The sequence below is a fragment of the uncultured Brevundimonas sp. genome, assembly GCF_963974615.1.
Taxonomy (GTDB): domain Bacteria; phylum Pseudomonadota; class Alphaproteobacteria; order Caulobacterales; family Caulobacteraceae; genus Brevundimonas.
This window is the reverse complement of record NZ_CAXBDH010000003.1, coordinates 140,817-154,186: the sequence shown is the minus strand read 5'-3', so window position 1 is coordinate 154,186 and position 13,370 is coordinate 140,817. Positions and strand designations below refer to the sequence as shown.

Sequence of the window (13,370 nt, the reverse complement as noted above, 5' to 3'; positions counted from 1 at the left end):
GGTCGCGCCCCCTAGTGGTCATGGCTCGCGCCGGACTTGTCGATGTCCGCGCGAATGAGGAAGGCACCGTCGACGACGTATTCGGTTCCGGGCTCGAGCCCGCCGAGGACCTCGGTCCACTCCGGCGTGCGGCGGCCGAGTTCCAGCATCCGCACCTCATAGGTGTCACCGACTCTGGCATAGACGACCGTGAAGTCCCGGAACGGCTGCAACGCCTTCGTCTGGACGGCGAGCGGGACTTCGCGCGTGGCCACCTGGACCGTGCCGCTGACCCCCAGACCCGGGCGCCAGGCCCCGCTTTGCGAGGGAAGATGGACATGGGCGATCAGGGTCTGGTTGGTCAGATCGGCGGTCGGGAGGATCGCTTCAATGACCGCGTTGATGCGGTGATCACCCGCCAGGCTGACGACCTGCACCCGCTGACCGACCCGGACGCGCTCGGCATCGCGGGGATAGAGGAAGAACTCCGCGTGGACCTGGCTGGGGTCACCGATGACCAGCATGGGAGCGCCACCGCCGGTGATCGAACCGACATTGGTGTTCTTGGCCATGACCACGCCCGAGATCGGCGCTGTGACGGAATAGGTCTGCAGGCTCTCGCTGGACTCGACCCGCGCGACGACCTGGCCACGCCGGACGCGATCGCCGAGCTGGACCGACATCGCCATGACGCGACCGGGATAGCGGGCATGGACTTCGCTCTGGCCTTCCGGCGTGATCTCGATCCGGCCATTCAACGGCAGGGACTCCCCCAGGTAGGCGGACCCTGCGCGCTCTGTCGTCACGCCGCCGGCTCGCGCCGCCTCGGGCGTGATGACGGTTCGACCCTCATAGGACGGATAGGCCCAGGTGTGGCGCTGACCGGCGTGGGTCGCAGTGACTGCCACGTCGAATGAATGCGGCTCCGAGACGATACCCGGGCTGGCCAGATAGTCGTTCTCGGGCGCGAAGGTGAAGCGATCGACTTTCGGACCGAGCCGGGTCAGGGCGATGCCCGCCTGAACCTGACGGGGGTCGACCGGCTTGTCCTTGAGATAGGGATAGAGCCGGAACAGTGGCTCCGGCCCATCCTCGTAGATGGTGACCTCCAGCGCGAAATCACCGTCGCGCAGCATCCGTCCGCGATGGGGGCCGCGCTCATAGTCGCCGGCCGCGACCTCGCCTTCGGCCTTGTCCGGCGTTCCGCCCTGACCGCAGGCTGAAACAGCTACGGCAAGGGCCAACAAGGTGGCGGCGACAATGCGCCGCGATGGGCTGAAACAGATCATGTGCGGGTCTCCAGGCCGAGCAGGTCGGCATGCGCGCCGGTCAACCGATCAAGGCGGGCGCGATCAATGTGAAACTGTTTGAGAACGGCGACGCGCCTGGCTCTGGTCGCAAGCAGCGCGGTCTGGGCGGAGATCACGTCGTTGTAGGTGAAGCCGCCGCGCGCGAAGCCCTGACGAACGAGTGTGACCGCGCGTTCGGCCTGGGGCAGGGTTTCCTCGGCAATGCGACGCGCTTCGAGCGCCCGTGACGCGAGGAGCACCTGGAGCCGCGCTATCTCGCGTTCCCGTTCCTGCCGGAGCGCCACCATATCCGCCTCGGCGGCGACCCCTTCGAACCTGGCCCGCGCGATGGCCCCTTCATTGCGGTCATAACGACCGAGCGGAATGGACCCCCCGACCACCAGGCCGAGGTCCTGGCCCTCCCAGAAATGGCGGACGCCGACGCTCACGGTGGCGTCCGGCGTGGCGCGCGCCTCTTCGACCCGGACCCTGGCCCGGGAAACATCGCGCTGTGCGGACAGAACCGCGAGATCGATTTCAGAGACCGGACCGGCGACTTCACGCGCGGCACTGGTGTCCTCGAAACCGGCAGGATCGAGCGAGAAGTCGGGGGCTCCGATCCAGAAGCGACCCAGTGTTGCGCGAGCGAGGCGCGCCTGAATCCCGGCCTGGTCAAAATCGATCTGGGCCTGCGCCAGTTCGGCCTCGGCGCGGGCCCCGGCGAACAGGGGGTCGCGGGCCATGTTCACGCGCCGCTGCACCTCTGTCTGGAAACGTTCGGCCAGATCCAGACGTTCGCGGGCGATTTCGAGTTCGGCCTGGGCGGCAAGGGCATCGGCCCATGCGCGCTGCACCTGCTCAAGCCGGTCCAGTCTCCGGATGGCGTCCTCGGCCTGAATCACGGTCGCTTCGCCCCGGGCAAGAGCGACGCGCGCCGGTCGGTCACCGCCCCGCTCAAAGCGCTGCTCGTAGGACAGGGTCGTCTCGGTCCGGTCGATGATGTTGCCCCCGCCGAGCGTCGGCAGGTTTTCAACCATCAGTCCCAGTGTTGGATTGGGTCGAACGTCGGCCTGGCGCACAGCGGCGTCGCCGGCGCGGGCGCGGGCTTCTCCGCCGGGTAGGGCAGGGTCCACCTCGGCGGCACGGGCCAACGCCCGCTCCAGGGACAGGGTGGGTAAGACCGGTGCGACGCTTGCGGACTGCTGCGCCATGGCCGGATAGGACGGCAGAGTCGCCAGTGAGAGCGCCAGCGCCGAAACGGTCGCCATACGCGCCCACGATCCGGCAGAGCCGGCATTCGGGGTTTTCAAGGGTATCTCCGGGAAACGGTTTGCGCGCGCAGCCGGGCGGCCGCGCAGGTTCAGACGACCGTGCGCATCCGTTTCGGAGGGTATTCGGGGCCATCACGACCGAGGCCCGCCAAGGCAGGACCGGAACCGGGCCACTGCAGGGCGGATGCTGACGACGGTTCCGTCACACTCCGATCGAGCGTCGGCAGCGCGGCCTGGACGTCGCCGCCAGCATGATGGTGATGGCCGGCCGGCGGCGCGTCTTCGGCGGCCCGATCGGTGTCCGTGTCGGGTATCTCGGCAGCCGCCACATGAACATGACCTGTCCGGTGATCGTCCACCGCCGCAACGAGGACGTCGGCGGGCCAATCAGCGGCATGGTCCACAGCGTGCTGTGACTGCGACACGCCATGGAGGTTCATGGCCGCCAACAAGGCGACGCACAGACCGATGCAAAAATGGCGAATAGCGTGCGGCAACAGAAAGCTCCAGCTGCCCCTGTAGCGGTTGGCTTCTGGTTCGGCAATGCCGTTACAGGAACCCGACATATCGAGGGGCCCCGGTGTTCGTCCAGGTCGCCGTGTCGGTCTCGAGGCCGCGCTGCACACCCACAGCGACCCGTGCCCAGCGGTAAGCTTTGTGCGTTTTTCCGACTCGCCACATAGAGGCTTAGCCGATCATATCCTCGAACCCCGGCACCACACGAAAGCTCTTACCCCTATCGCAGACCGCCGAAGCTCTAGTGGTAGCCAGCTCTCACTGATGGGGCGTTCCCTGAGAGGGATGAGATCGCGGACTCTGGGCCTGACAACGCTAAAATCGATGCCCTGGCGGCGCACTGTAATGGTCATTGCTTCCTCGTCCTTGCTGTCAGCGATGGGACCTGAGGGGGTAAGGGGTTTGATTAACCCCGATCGGCACTGAAGGGACCCGGATGGCGAGGGGCGCTCGATTTCTAGGACTTCGACATTGGATGGTCGGCGATCTTCGGTGCCCACGGATCAGCTTAGACTCATTCACCGGTCTTGGTCAGCGAGAAGCCCTCCTAGGGACTCTCCGAGCCCCGCTGGGGCGCAAAGATGGTGTCGGGACCTATCAACGGGCAGGACGAAATTTACGAGTCCCCAAGGACCCTTCTCAGCAAAGCTGAGTTCGATTTCACCCTTGAGCCGGAGGCGGGTCATGGGAGCCACATCCAGCCCCGCGCGCTGTTCCCTAACGTGAACGTCAACCAGGACTTCGACACCGGGCTACCAGGCTTCGCGCTCGGGTCTGTTCGTCTAGGCTGCTGCGCTGGCCCCTGATCTGTTCGAAGCGCCAGTCCGGGTTCAGCATGGTCTGATCGCCATCCTCGGTCAGAAACCAGTGGCACCGGGAGAACATGGCGCGGATCGCCTTGCGGGCGGCGTCTACCGATACGATCTGGTCCATCCCCATGAAGCGGGATGCCTTCCACCGATCGGCCGGACCGCGAGCGCTCGCGGGCCTAGCCCGGCCCGGGCGGATTGTGAAGCGGCTACCGGCTCCGGGGCGGAAACCGGACATTCGCAACCGCTTCGTCTTTCTCCGGGGCGATCTTCATTGGTGATGCGCGCCGCCGATCCCGAACCTGCGCTTCCAGACCGCTTTGGCCACCTTCTCATATCGAACCATCGACGCCAGCAGGTCCTGAAGCGCGTCGTCGTCGGTCATCGTCCCGGGCAGGAGCGGATCACGAATGATCGCGCGGACACCGGCGCGTCCAAGAACCAGCGCCTCGCGAGCAGCGGCATCGGATGACTGGCCTTCGATCCGGCCAAGGCTTTCTCCGATCTGGCTGGAGAGCAGGCGATGGCCCTGCGCGATAACATCTGAATCCCAGAGCGCGCACCCGGCCTCCAGAGATGCCACATCAAGGTCTGTGATGCGCGCGGTCGTCATCGCGGGTGTGGCACCATACGCCAGCAGTCGTTGGCGCGCGCCGTCCACCCCCTCCAGGTTGTCCGGCCGCAGCCACAGGCCCGCCGGTGTGCGACGGAACCCCTCCAGTTCCAGTGCACGCGTGGTGCCGCGCCACGCCGTCCTCGACAGACTGGCTGGTTTGACGATGGCCATCAGCCAGCTTCCGTCCCAGGAACGCCGCCGCGTGAGCGCGACGCGCCACCCATCGATTCGCTGCCGCCAGGGATCGACACGGTCGCCGTAGCCGTAGAGCCCCCGACCCAGGACCTGCAATCGACCTTCCTGTTTGAGGCGGGTGACCGCGGTGCGCACGGCGGTCGGCGTGATGTTGAGCGCATCGCCAACCCGCAGAAGCTCCTTCATCGCCAGAACCGGCTTTTCCGCCGCCGCACCGTCATAGGCGGCGAACAGGTCGAGGATCATCGTCCGCGCGTCCGGAGTGTCATGAATATTGCCAATAATGTCTGGTTCGGTCATTATGTGTAATAGATAGTCGGTAGCATTCTGGATAATCAACCATGACGGACGCGGTTCATATTGAACATCGGGGTGAGACGACCATCGTCACGCTCAACCGACCAGAGCGCCGGAACGCGGTCGATCCGGCAACCGGTGTTGAACTCAGACAGGCGTTCGAAGCATTCGACGCCGACGCCGACGTCAAAGTCGCGATCCTGACCGGCGCGCAAGGCATGTTCTGCGCCGGCGCTGACCTTAAGGCGCTGTCAGGGTCTGCGGCGCGCTACGAAGGCGACGGCCCCGGACCAATGGGGCCGACGCGGATGCTCCTCTCCAAGCCCGTGATCGCCGCCATCGAGGGCCATGCGGTTGCCGGCGGTCTTGAGCTGGCGCTGTGGGCCGACCTCAGGGTCGCGGCGCAGGGGGCAGTTTTCGGCGTATTCTGTCGTCGCTGGGGTGTGCCCCTTGTCGATGGCGGCACCGTCCGCCTGCCGCGTCTGATCGGACATAGCCGCGCCCTCGACCTGATCCTGACCGGTCGCCCCGTGGGTGCCGACGAAGCCCTGGCCATCGGTCTCGCCAACCGCGTCGTCCCGGATGGACAGGCGCTGGCCGCCGCGATCGCGCTGGCCGAAGAGATCGCGCGCTTTCCCCAGGACTGTCTGAGGATCGATCGTGCCTCAACCTACCAACAGTGGGGCCAGCCGCTGTCGGAGGCCCTCCTGCACGAGGGCGTCGCCGCCGATCAGACGATCATTGCCGCCGCCCGGGCCGGTGCCGCCCGGTTCGCGGAAGGTCGCGGTCGCGGCGGCGATTTCGGGAACATCTAGGAGGCCGGCCATGCTGATCAACGACATGATCGAGAGGGGCGCGAAGCGTTTCGCGGACCGGCCCGCCCTCCTGTTTGGCGATGTCACCTTGACGTTTGCGCAGGTGAACGATCTGGCCAATCGCCTCGCCAATGCCCTGGGGGGTCTTGGTGTGATGCCGGGCCGGCGCGTGGGGTTGTTGATCAACAACGGCCCTTACAGTGTGTCGATGGACTTCGCCTGCACCAAGGCCGGAGCGATCCGTGTCCCCCTTAACGCTCGCCTTTCGGCCGCCGAGCACACGCGCATGCTGGCCGCGATGGACGTGGATCTGCTGATCTTCGGCCCCGACCTCGTTGATCGGGCGCGAGAACTCGAAGCCGCCCTGCCGGGCCTTCGGTTGCTGGGTCTGGGCACCGACACCGACGATCAGGACCTGCTCAGGCTGGCGGCGATGGAATCCGGTCAGCCGCCGACGCATCGGCCCGAGCCGGATGACGTCGTGCTGGCGCTCTACACCTCCGGCACCACGGGCGTTCTCAAGGCGGCGGAACATACCCAGGCCAGCCTGGCGGCCGTGGTGCTGAACATCCTCAACAACCTGGTCGATCCCGTCGAGGGTGACGTGATGCTGCACGCTGCTTCGATGATTCATGCGAGCGGCACTTTCGTCCTGCCGTTCTGGGTCCGGGGTGGTGCCTCGGCGATCCTTCCGGGCTTCACGCCGACCAGCTATCTGCGCGCCATCCAGACTTGGCGGCCGTCGGTGCTCAATCTGGTGCCTACGATGATCGGCATGCTGCTGGATCATCCTGGCGTGCAGCCCGCCCGGTTCGACAGCGTCAAGACCCTCATCTATGGTGCGTCGCCTATGCCGGCCCCCCTCATGGACCGGGCTCTGGACTTCTTCGGTCTGCGCCTCGTCCAGTATTACGGCCAGACGGAAGCGCCGCTGGCGATCGCCTCCCTGTCCAAGTCCGACCACGGCCCCGAGTTTGCCCACCGCCGCCTCGCCTGCGGTTTTCCCGCTGTGGACTGCGAGTTGCGCGTCCTGGGTGCCGACGGCGAACCCGCGCTCGCGGGAGAGCCGGGCGAGATCGTTGTGCGCGCGCCCTTCCTGATGAAGGGCTACTACGGGGCACCGGAGCTGAACGCTGAACACACCCTGCCGGGCGGTTGGCTGAAAACGCGTGATATCGGCCGACTGGACGAGGACGGATGTCTGTATCTGGTGGATCGCCTGTCCGAGATGATTGTGAGCGGCGGCTACAACATCTATCCCAAAGAGGTCGAGGACGCGCTGACGGCGCATCCAGAAGTCCGCGAAGCCGCCGTGGTCGGTCTCCCGGACGACAAATGGGGTGAGGCCGTCACAGGCTTCGTCGTCCTCCGTCATCCTGGGGCTGCCTTGGAGCAGGATCTCATCGCCTTCGTCCGTGAGCGCCTGGCCGCCTACAAGACTCCCAAGGAGATCCGCTTCATCGACGAAATTCCCAAAAGCCCGGTCGGTAAACCCATGCGCCGCCTCCTGCGCGAGCCGTTCTGGGCCGGTCGCGAAAGAGCCATCTAGCCGTGGCGGCCGCATTCCGCATTTCACCGTCTGGTGTATTCACCCCCGAGGATCGGCCCCGCCTTCAGGTAGCGATCGTGCTGCCTGTGGTCCATGCCCGGATTGTCATCGGCCTCGCCATCACGGCGGGATGTCAGGAGAAAATGGCGCGCCCGGAACGATTCGAACGTCCGACCCTCAGATTCGTAGTCTGATGCTCTATCCAGCTGAGCTACGGGCGCGCACAGGCCTTGTCAGGCGAGGGCGGCTATCTAGCCGCTCGTCCGGCGGGGCGCAAGCCGGGTTCGGTAGTTTTTGCGGGGTTGGCGAAGGTAGCGGTGCAGCCTAGGTCTGGGATCCGCCGCCCGGTCAGCAGGAAGTCGTCCATGCCTCTCGTTCGTTCCCCGTGGTCCGTCCTGTTCCTGGTTCTGGTCCTGCTTCTGACCGGTGCCTGCAATACCGTGGCCGGATACCGGTATGGCGACGTCGCCGTCCGTGCGCCGGTGCCGGCCCCGGCCCGGGGGCCGTTCATCGCTGCCGCCAATCCCCTGGCGGTGGACGCGGGTATGGCGATCCTGCAGCGCGGTGGCTCGGCGGTTGATGCGGCGGTGGCGGTGCAGGCGATGCTGGGGCTGGTCGAGCCGCAGTCCTCGGGTCTCGGTGGCGGGGCCTTCATGACCTATTTCGACGCGGCCTCGGGCGAGGTCACCACCTTCGACGGCCGCGAGACGGCCCCGGCCTCGGCCACGCCGGAGCTGTTCTACGAGAGCGGCCGGCCGCTGGAATTCGGCGATGCGGTGCTGAGCGGGCGCTCGACCGGCGTGCCGGGTGTTGTGGCCATGCTGGGGCTGGCCCAGCGGCAGCATGGAGTCCTGGAGTGGAACGCCCTGTTCGGCGACACCGTGGCCCTGGCGCGGGAGGGCTTCATCGTCAGTCCTCGTCTGGCCGGGATGATCGCCATGCCCCGAGGGCAGGTGCGCACCCGTTGGGCCGACGCCTATTTCACCCGGCCCGACGGCGGGCGCTATGTCGCCGGCGACCGGCTGCGTAATCCGGCCTATGCCGACACCCTGGAACTGATCGCGCGCGGCGGGGCCGAGGCCTTCTACCGGGGGCCGATCGCCGACCGGGTCGCGGCGACGGTGGCCGAACAGCCCCGACCCGGGGGGCTGACCGCCGCCGACATCGCCGCCTATCGCCCAATTGAGCGCGGGGCCCTGTGCCGACCCTATCGCCTGTATGTGGTCTGTGTGCCGCCGCCGCCGTCCAGCGGCGTGGCCCTGCTGCAGCTGCTGGCCATGGCTGAATATACGCCGGACATCGCTCTCGGTCCGGACAGCGCCGGAGCCTGGACCGCCTTCGCCCAGTTGCAACGGCTGATGTATGCCGACCGGGACCGGTATGTAGGAGATCCGGCCTTCGTCGGGGTGCCGGTGGCGGGCCTGCTGGACCCCGGCTATGTCGCCGGTCGGGCCGCCCTGGCCCCCGAACTGGATGGAGCAGCCCCAGCGGGGTCGCCGCCGGGGGGCGTGTTCCGGGCCCCCGACGCGACCCTCGAGCCGGCCGGAACCTCCCATTTCGTCATCGTCGACGCGGCCGGCAATGCCGTCAGCATGACCACCACCGTCGAAAGCGTGTTCGGTTCGGGCCGGATGACCGGCGGCTTCTTCCTCAATAACCAGCTGACCGACTTCTCGTTCGTGCCGACCGATCCGGATGGAGCCCCGGCCGCCAATGCCGTCGCCGGGGGCAAGCGGCCGCGGTCGTCGATGGCACCGCTGATCATCCTCGATCGTCAGGGCCGGTTTGTCGGGGCCCTGGGGTCACCGGGCGGAAAGGCGATTCTGGCCTATAATGCCAAGGCTCTGATCGGCATCATCGACTGGAATCTCGGCGTTCAGGCGGCCTTTGACCTGCCCAATCTGGTCGCCAAGGGTGAGGGTTTCGGGGCGGACACCGACCGGTTCCCGACGCCATTGCGTGACGCCCTGGCGGCCCGGGGCATCCAGCTGCGGCCCAATGCCAGCGAAAATTCGGGTCTGCACGGGGGTGTCTGGCGTGCCGGCCACTGGGATGGCGGGGCCGATGACCGGCGTGAGGGCGTGGCCCGTTCGGCGGACTAGACCGGAGTCACCATTCCGGCTTGATCGACAGCTGGAAGGCCACCAGCCCTTCGGAGACATCATTGTCGATGCCGGGACCGAAACGGACGTCAGACGGACCCAGTTCACGATAGACCAGGCCGAACGAGCTCTGCATGTCGCCCTTGCGGAAGGCCACGCCCAGCGAGGCGTCGCCCATGAAGCTGCCGGCGTCATGACTGACGCCGGAGCGGGCGAAGTCACCGTCCCGGGTACGGGCGAAATTATAACCGACCGCGCGGCCGGAACCGGCGGCGTACAGATACCAGCGGGCGCGTTCCCCGAAGGCCACAGAACCGTCGGGGAAAAGGCGATTGATGTCGGCTCCGATCTTCAGGGTCGCGCCGGCCTCGGCCGAGCCGCCCTGGCTGCCGACCCCGACCCCGGCGTGGGGTGTCAGGGTCACCTCGAGGCCGGAGGCAGTGTACCCCAGCGTGGCTGGCCAGCCACGAATATAGCTGACGTCGTAGGCCTCAACCTCAAGGGCCGCCGGATTGAGGGGAATCGGTGTGCCATCGAGGCGTCGCAAGGCGGCTTCGGTTTTCAGGCTCAGGCGATCGGTGAAGCCGTCTCCGTCGAACCAGACGTCCTGACGCGCGGTCGTCCAGGGCGACCTCGAGCCGGACACGGCGGAATAGGCGGTGCCGGACTCGATCATCGGATCGAAGACCCCGTCGTCCGGCGCGGTGAAATTGTCCTGTCGATCCAGACGAACGAGGAGTTCGGCGACCGTTGTGGCGGGCCGGGCGGGCGGCGTTTCGACCGTCCATGACGACACGGTCTGGGATTCAGCAGAATCGGCAGAGGCGCAGACCAGCGCCATCCCCATCCCGGCGGAAACCATGATCAGACGCATCAACGGCCCCTCAGCCCGTTAGCGATCAGGAACCCTGCACCAGAAGCGCCCACCCGCCAAATGACATTTTCGCCACACCGTCGCGCTCCGGTGCCGTTGCGGTGGGGTCACTGACAGGCGAGACACTCATCGTAATCGATGGGGGCGGCGGCGAAGAGGTCGGGTTGATTCGGGTCGATCTCTTCCTCGACCTTGTCCTCGGCTCCGGCGAAAGCGGCGCGTTGTACCGATTTTGAGCGTAGGTAATAGAGCGATTTCAGACCGCGCTCCCAGGCGGACCAGTGCAGCATATGCAGGTCCCATTTGTTGACGTTGCCGGGGATGAACAGGTTGATCGACTGGGCCTGGCAGATTTCCGGCGTCCGGTCGGAGGCCAGTTCGACCACCCAGCGCTGATCCAGTTCGAAGGCGGTCTTGAAGATCGCCTTTTCGTCGTCGGTCAGGACGTCGAGGTGCTGCACCGAGCCCTCGTGCTCAAGGATGGAGGACCAGATGGCTTCGGTGTCCATGCCCTTCTCGCCCAGAACCTGTTCCAGGTAGGGGTTCTTGACCGCGAACGAGCCCGACAGGGTCTTGTGAGTGTAGATATTGGCCGGGATCGGCTCGATGCCGGCCGAGGTACCACCGCAGATGATCGAGATCGAGGCGGTCGGGGCGATGGCCAGCTTGTGGCTGAAGCGCTCCATGACGTCGCGGTCCCTCGCATCTTCGCAGGGGCCCTTCTCTTCGGCCAGCACCCGGCTGGCCTTGTCGGCCTCGCGGCGCAGGTGCTTGAACAGGCGCATGTTCCACGACTTGGCCATAGCCGATTCAAAGGCCACGCCCTGGGCCTGCAGGAAGGAATGGAAGCCCATCAGGCCGAGGCCGACCGATCGCTCGCGCTTGGCCGAATAGACGGCCGCGGCCATTTCCGGCGGCGCGCGACGGATGAAGTCTTCCAGCACATTGTCGAGGAAGCGCATCACGTCCTCGATGAAGCGCGGTTCCTCCCGCCATTCCAGAAAGCTTTCGGCATTGACGGACGACAGGCAACAGACCGCGGTACGGTCGATGCCGAGGTGGTCCCGGCCCGTGTGCAGCATGATTTCGGAGCACAGATTGGACTGTTTGACCGACAGGCCCAGGTCGCGCTGATGCTGCGGCATCTGCCGGTTCACCGTGTCCGAGAAGATCAGATAGGGCTCGCCGGTCTGCAGCCGGATCTCGAGGATCTTTTGCCACAGGCTGCGTGCGTCGACGGTGCGGATGACGGCCTGATCCTTGGGCGACAGCAGGTCGAAGGTGCGCCCGTCGCGCACCGCCTCCATGAAGGCGTCGGTGATGTTGATGCCATGGTGCAGGTTCAGCGACTTGCGGTTGAAGTCGCCCGAGGGTTTGCGGATCTCGAGGAACTCCTCGATCTCGGGATGGTGCACGTCCAGATAGACGGCGGCCGAACCGCGCCGCAGCGAGCCCTGCGAAATGGCCAGCGTCAGGGAGTCCATGACCCGGATGAACGGGATGATGCCGCTGGTCTGGCCCGCGCCCTTGACCTTTTCGCCGATGGAGCGAACGCCGCCCCAGTAGGTGCCGATGCCGCCGCCGTTGGAAGCCAGGGCGACGTTCTCGTTCCAGACCGACTGGATGCCGTCCAGGCTGTCGGCCACGGCGTTGAGGAAGCAGGAGATCGGCAGACCGCGGTCGGCCCCGCCGTTCGACAGTACCGGCGTCGACGGCATGAACCACAGCTTCGACATATAGTCATAGACGCGCTGGGCATGGTCGGCGTCGTCGGCGTAGGCGGTGGCGACGCGGGCGAACATGTCCTGGTAGCTCTCACCCGGCAGCAGATAGCGATCCTCGAGAGTCTTCTTGCCGAAGGCGGTCAGCAAGTCGTCGCGCGATCGGTCCAGTTGCAACGACGGCACCACCGACAGCAGCGGTCGATCGGTCGCGTCTGCGGTCGCAACCGACTGGAATTCAACCGTCTTCAAAGCTTCGCCGCCAGCCATTGCTTAATCGCCCTGAACTAAATTCATTGATCGTTGCTGTCGCGCCCTGACCACATCATCTAGTGGCCGAAGCGCTCCCCAAGCCCACATATGGGGCGCAGATGGCTAACGACCCGTCAACGGGCTTGACGATCACTTTCTGGGCGAATCGCTCCGGAAGGCGGGATGAGCCTGTGGGAAACAGGATGACAGGGGGATGACGGAGGGGAATGAGCGATTATCACGAACGCGTGAACGGGTTGGCGGAGGAACGGGCGGCGAGCTTGACCGTTAGCAGCCGATGAACCGCAAGACCTCTCCCGCGATCCTCTCCCGAATCCTGCATCTGGTCCGCACCGAAACGGCCGTCCTCGGCGGTCTGCTGGTCGTCGCCCTGGGGGTCTGGGTCTTCGCCGGTTTGGCCGACGAAACCGGCGAGGCCGGCGGCCAGGCCTTCGACCGGGCCGTGCTGATGGCGATGCGGCCCAATCCCGACCCGTCCGACGCCTGGGGCCCGGCGTGGCTCCAGGTCGCGGCGGGCGACATCACCGCCTTGGGCGGTATCGCGGTCCTGGGCTTGTTCGCCATGATCGCCATCGGTTTTCTGTTGATCCAGAAAAAGCGGCTGTCCGCCCTGCTGCTGGTGTTGGGTCTGGCCGGGGGTGTTGCCCTCAGCGAGGTCCTGAAGGGGGTATTCGAGCGGGTTCGGCCGCCAGAGGCTTTTCAGGCAGTGGAGACGGTCAATGCCAGCTTTCCATCGGGCCACGCCCTGCTGTCGACGGTCTTCTATCTGACGGTCGGGGTTATGCTGGCCCGCACCCTGCCGCGTCGTCGGCTCAAGACCTTCGTGCTGGCCGCGGCCGTCCTCATCGCCGTGCTGGTCGGCCTGACCCGCGTCTACCTGGCGGCCCACTGGGCCACCGACGTTCTCGCCGGCTGGAGTGTCGGTGCCACCTGGGCCATGTGTCTATGGCTGGTCGCCGATATGGTCGGGCGATGGTCCGTCTCCGGTGAAACAGGGCAAAATACAGGATCAGCGCCACCTGCCGATCCAAAATAGTCTCTTCCCGACCATTTTCAGCGACCTG

The 13,370-nt window shown here is 66.1% G+C and carries 11 protein-coding genes and 1 tRNA gene; 4 read left to right on the top strand and 8 right to left on the bottom strand.

Annotated features, from left to right (window positions below; all coding sequences use genetic code 11):
* Nucleotides 1-11: 11 nt before the first annotated feature.
* The 5 genes from AAC050_RS03075 to AAC050_RS03055 all read right to left on the bottom strand — a co-directional run bounded on the left by AAC050_RS03075 (nucleotide 12) and on the right by AAC050_RS03055 (nucleotide 4,975).
* Nucleotides 12-1,268: an HlyD family efflux transporter periplasmic adaptor subunit gene (locus AAC050_RS03075; protein WP_339913581.1), complete on the bottom strand. Its 1,257-nt coding sequence runs from the start codon at nucleotides 1,266-1,268 to the stop codon at nucleotides 12-14.
* On the bottom strand, nucleotides 1,265-2,578 hold the full coding sequence (locus AAC050_RS03070; RefSeq protein ID WP_339913580.1) for a TolC family protein: 1,314 nt from the start codon (nucleotides 2,576-2,578) through the stop codon (nucleotides 1,265-1,267). Before AAC050_RS03070 ends, AAC050_RS03075 begins: the two co-directional genes overlap by 4 nt.
* A gap of 50 nt (nucleotides 2,579-2,628) precedes the next feature.
* Nucleotides 2,629-3,105 carry a hypothetical protein gene (locus AAC050_RS03065; RefSeq protein WP_339913579.1) on the bottom strand — a complete coding sequence of 159 codons (477 nt, stop codon included), beginning with the start codon at nucleotides 3,103-3,105 and terminating at the stop codon, nucleotides 2,629-2,631.
* Between the two features lie 679 nt (nucleotides 3,106-3,784).
* Complete coding sequence (locus AAC050_RS03060; RefSeq protein WP_339913578.1) at nucleotides 3,785-3,988, bottom strand: hypothetical protein; 204 nt, start codon at nucleotides 3,986-3,988, stop codon at nucleotides 3,785-3,787.
* Nucleotides 3,989-4,135: 147 nt separating this feature from the next.
* Nucleotides 4,136-4,975, bottom strand: a complete 840-nt coding sequence (locus AAC050_RS03055; protein WP_339913577.1) for a hypothetical protein — start codon at nucleotides 4,973-4,975, stop codon at nucleotides 4,136-4,138.
* A gap of 41 nt (nucleotides 4,976-5,016) precedes the next feature.
* Between AAC050_RS03055 and AAC050_RS03050 the strand changes: the two genes are divergently transcribed.
* Together AAC050_RS03050 and AAC050_RS03045 are read left to right on the top strand one after the other, a co-directional pair.
* Complete coding sequence (locus AAC050_RS03050) at nucleotides 5,017-5,787, top strand: crotonase/enoyl-CoA hydratase family protein (RefSeq protein ID WP_339913576.1); 771 nt, start codon at nucleotides 5,017-5,019, stop codon at nucleotides 5,785-5,787.
* 10 nt (nucleotides 5,788-5,797) lie between these two features.
* Nucleotides 5,798-7,336 (top strand): AMP-binding protein, encoded by a 1,539-nt coding sequence (locus AAC050_RS03045; protein ID WP_339913575.1) that lies wholly within the window; start codon nucleotides 5,798-5,800, stop codon nucleotides 7,334-7,336.
* A 144-nt stretch (nucleotides 7,337-7,480) separates the two neighbouring features.
* Here AAC050_RS03045 and AAC050_RS03040 read toward each other — a convergent pair.
* Nucleotides 7,481-7,557, bottom strand: a tRNA-Arg gene (locus tag AAC050_RS03040).
* Between the two features lie 144 nt (nucleotides 7,558-7,701).
* On the opposite strand from AAC050_RS03040, the gene AAC050_RS03035 reads away from it, so the two are divergent.
* Entirely contained in the window at nucleotides 7,702-9,438 is a 1,737-nt protein-coding gene (locus tag AAC050_RS03035; protein WP_339913574.1) for a gamma-glutamyltransferase family protein, read from the top strand.
* A 7-nt stretch (nucleotides 9,439-9,445) separates the two neighbouring features.
* Here AAC050_RS03035 and AAC050_RS03030 read toward each other — a convergent pair whose 3' ends face one another.
* Together AAC050_RS03030 and AAC050_RS03025 are read right to left on the bottom strand one after the other, a co-directional pair.
* Nucleotides 9,446-10,312, bottom strand: coding sequence for a lipid A-modifier LpxR family protein (locus AAC050_RS03030; RefSeq protein ID WP_339913573.1), 867 nt, complete (start codon nucleotides 10,310-10,312; stop codon nucleotides 9,446-9,448).
* A 107-nt stretch (nucleotides 10,313-10,419) separates the two neighbouring features.
* On the bottom strand, nucleotides 10,420-12,303 hold the full coding sequence (locus AAC050_RS03025) for a ribonucleoside-diphosphate reductase subunit alpha (RefSeq protein WP_339913572.1): 1,884 nt from the start codon (nucleotides 12,301-12,303) through the stop codon (nucleotides 10,420-10,422).
* A 280-nt stretch (nucleotides 12,304-12,583) separates the two neighbouring features.
* On the opposite strand from AAC050_RS03025, the gene AAC050_RS03020 reads away from it, so the two are divergent.
* Nucleotides 12,584-13,342, top strand: coding sequence for a phosphatase PAP2 family protein (locus AAC050_RS03020; RefSeq protein WP_339913571.1), 759 nt, complete (start codon nucleotides 12,584-12,586; stop codon nucleotides 13,340-13,342).
* Nucleotides 13,343-13,370 lie beyond the last annotated feature (28 nt).

Excerpts from the sequence above, each read along its gene's own strand:
- AAC050_RS03075 (WP_339913581.1), bottom strand. The coding sequence starts at position 1,268 with ATGATCTGTTTCAGCCCATCGCGGCGCATTGTCGCCGCCACCTTGTTG.
- AAC050_RS03065 (WP_339913579.1), bottom strand. The coding sequence starts at position 3,105 with ATGTCGGGTTCCTGTAACGGCATTGCCGAACCAGAAGCCAACCGCTAC.
- AAC050_RS03060 (WP_339913578.1), bottom strand. The coding sequence starts at position 3,988 with ATGGACCAGATCGTATCGGTAGACGCCGCCCGCAAGGCGATCCGCGCC.
- AAC050_RS03055 (WP_339913577.1), bottom strand. The coding sequence starts at position 4,975 with ATGACCGAACCAGACATTATTGGCAATATTCATGACACTCCGGACGCG.
- AAC050_RS03050 (WP_339913576.1), top strand. The coding sequence starts at position 5,017 with ATGACGGACGCGGTTCATATTGAACATCGGGGTGAGACGACCATCGTC.
- AAC050_RS03045 (WP_339913575.1), top strand. The coding sequence starts at position 5,798 with ATGCTGATCAACGACATGATCGAGAGGGGCGCGAAGCGTTTCGCGGAC.
- AAC050_RS03035 (WP_339913574.1), top strand. The coding sequence starts at position 7,702 with ATGCCTCTCGTTCGTTCCCCGTGGTCCGTCCTGTTCCTGGTTCTGGTC.
- AAC050_RS03030 (WP_339913573.1), bottom strand. The coding sequence starts at position 10,312 with ATGCGTCTGATCATGGTTTCCGCCGGGATGGGGATGGCGCTGGTCTGC.
- AAC050_RS03025 (WP_339913572.1), bottom strand. The coding sequence starts at position 12,303 with ATGGCTGGCGGCGAAGCTTTGAAGACGGTTGAATTCCAGTCGGTTGCG.
- AAC050_RS03020 (WP_339913571.1), top strand. The coding sequence starts at position 12,584 with ATGAACCGCAAGACCTCTCCCGCGATCCTCTCCCGAATCCTGCATCTG.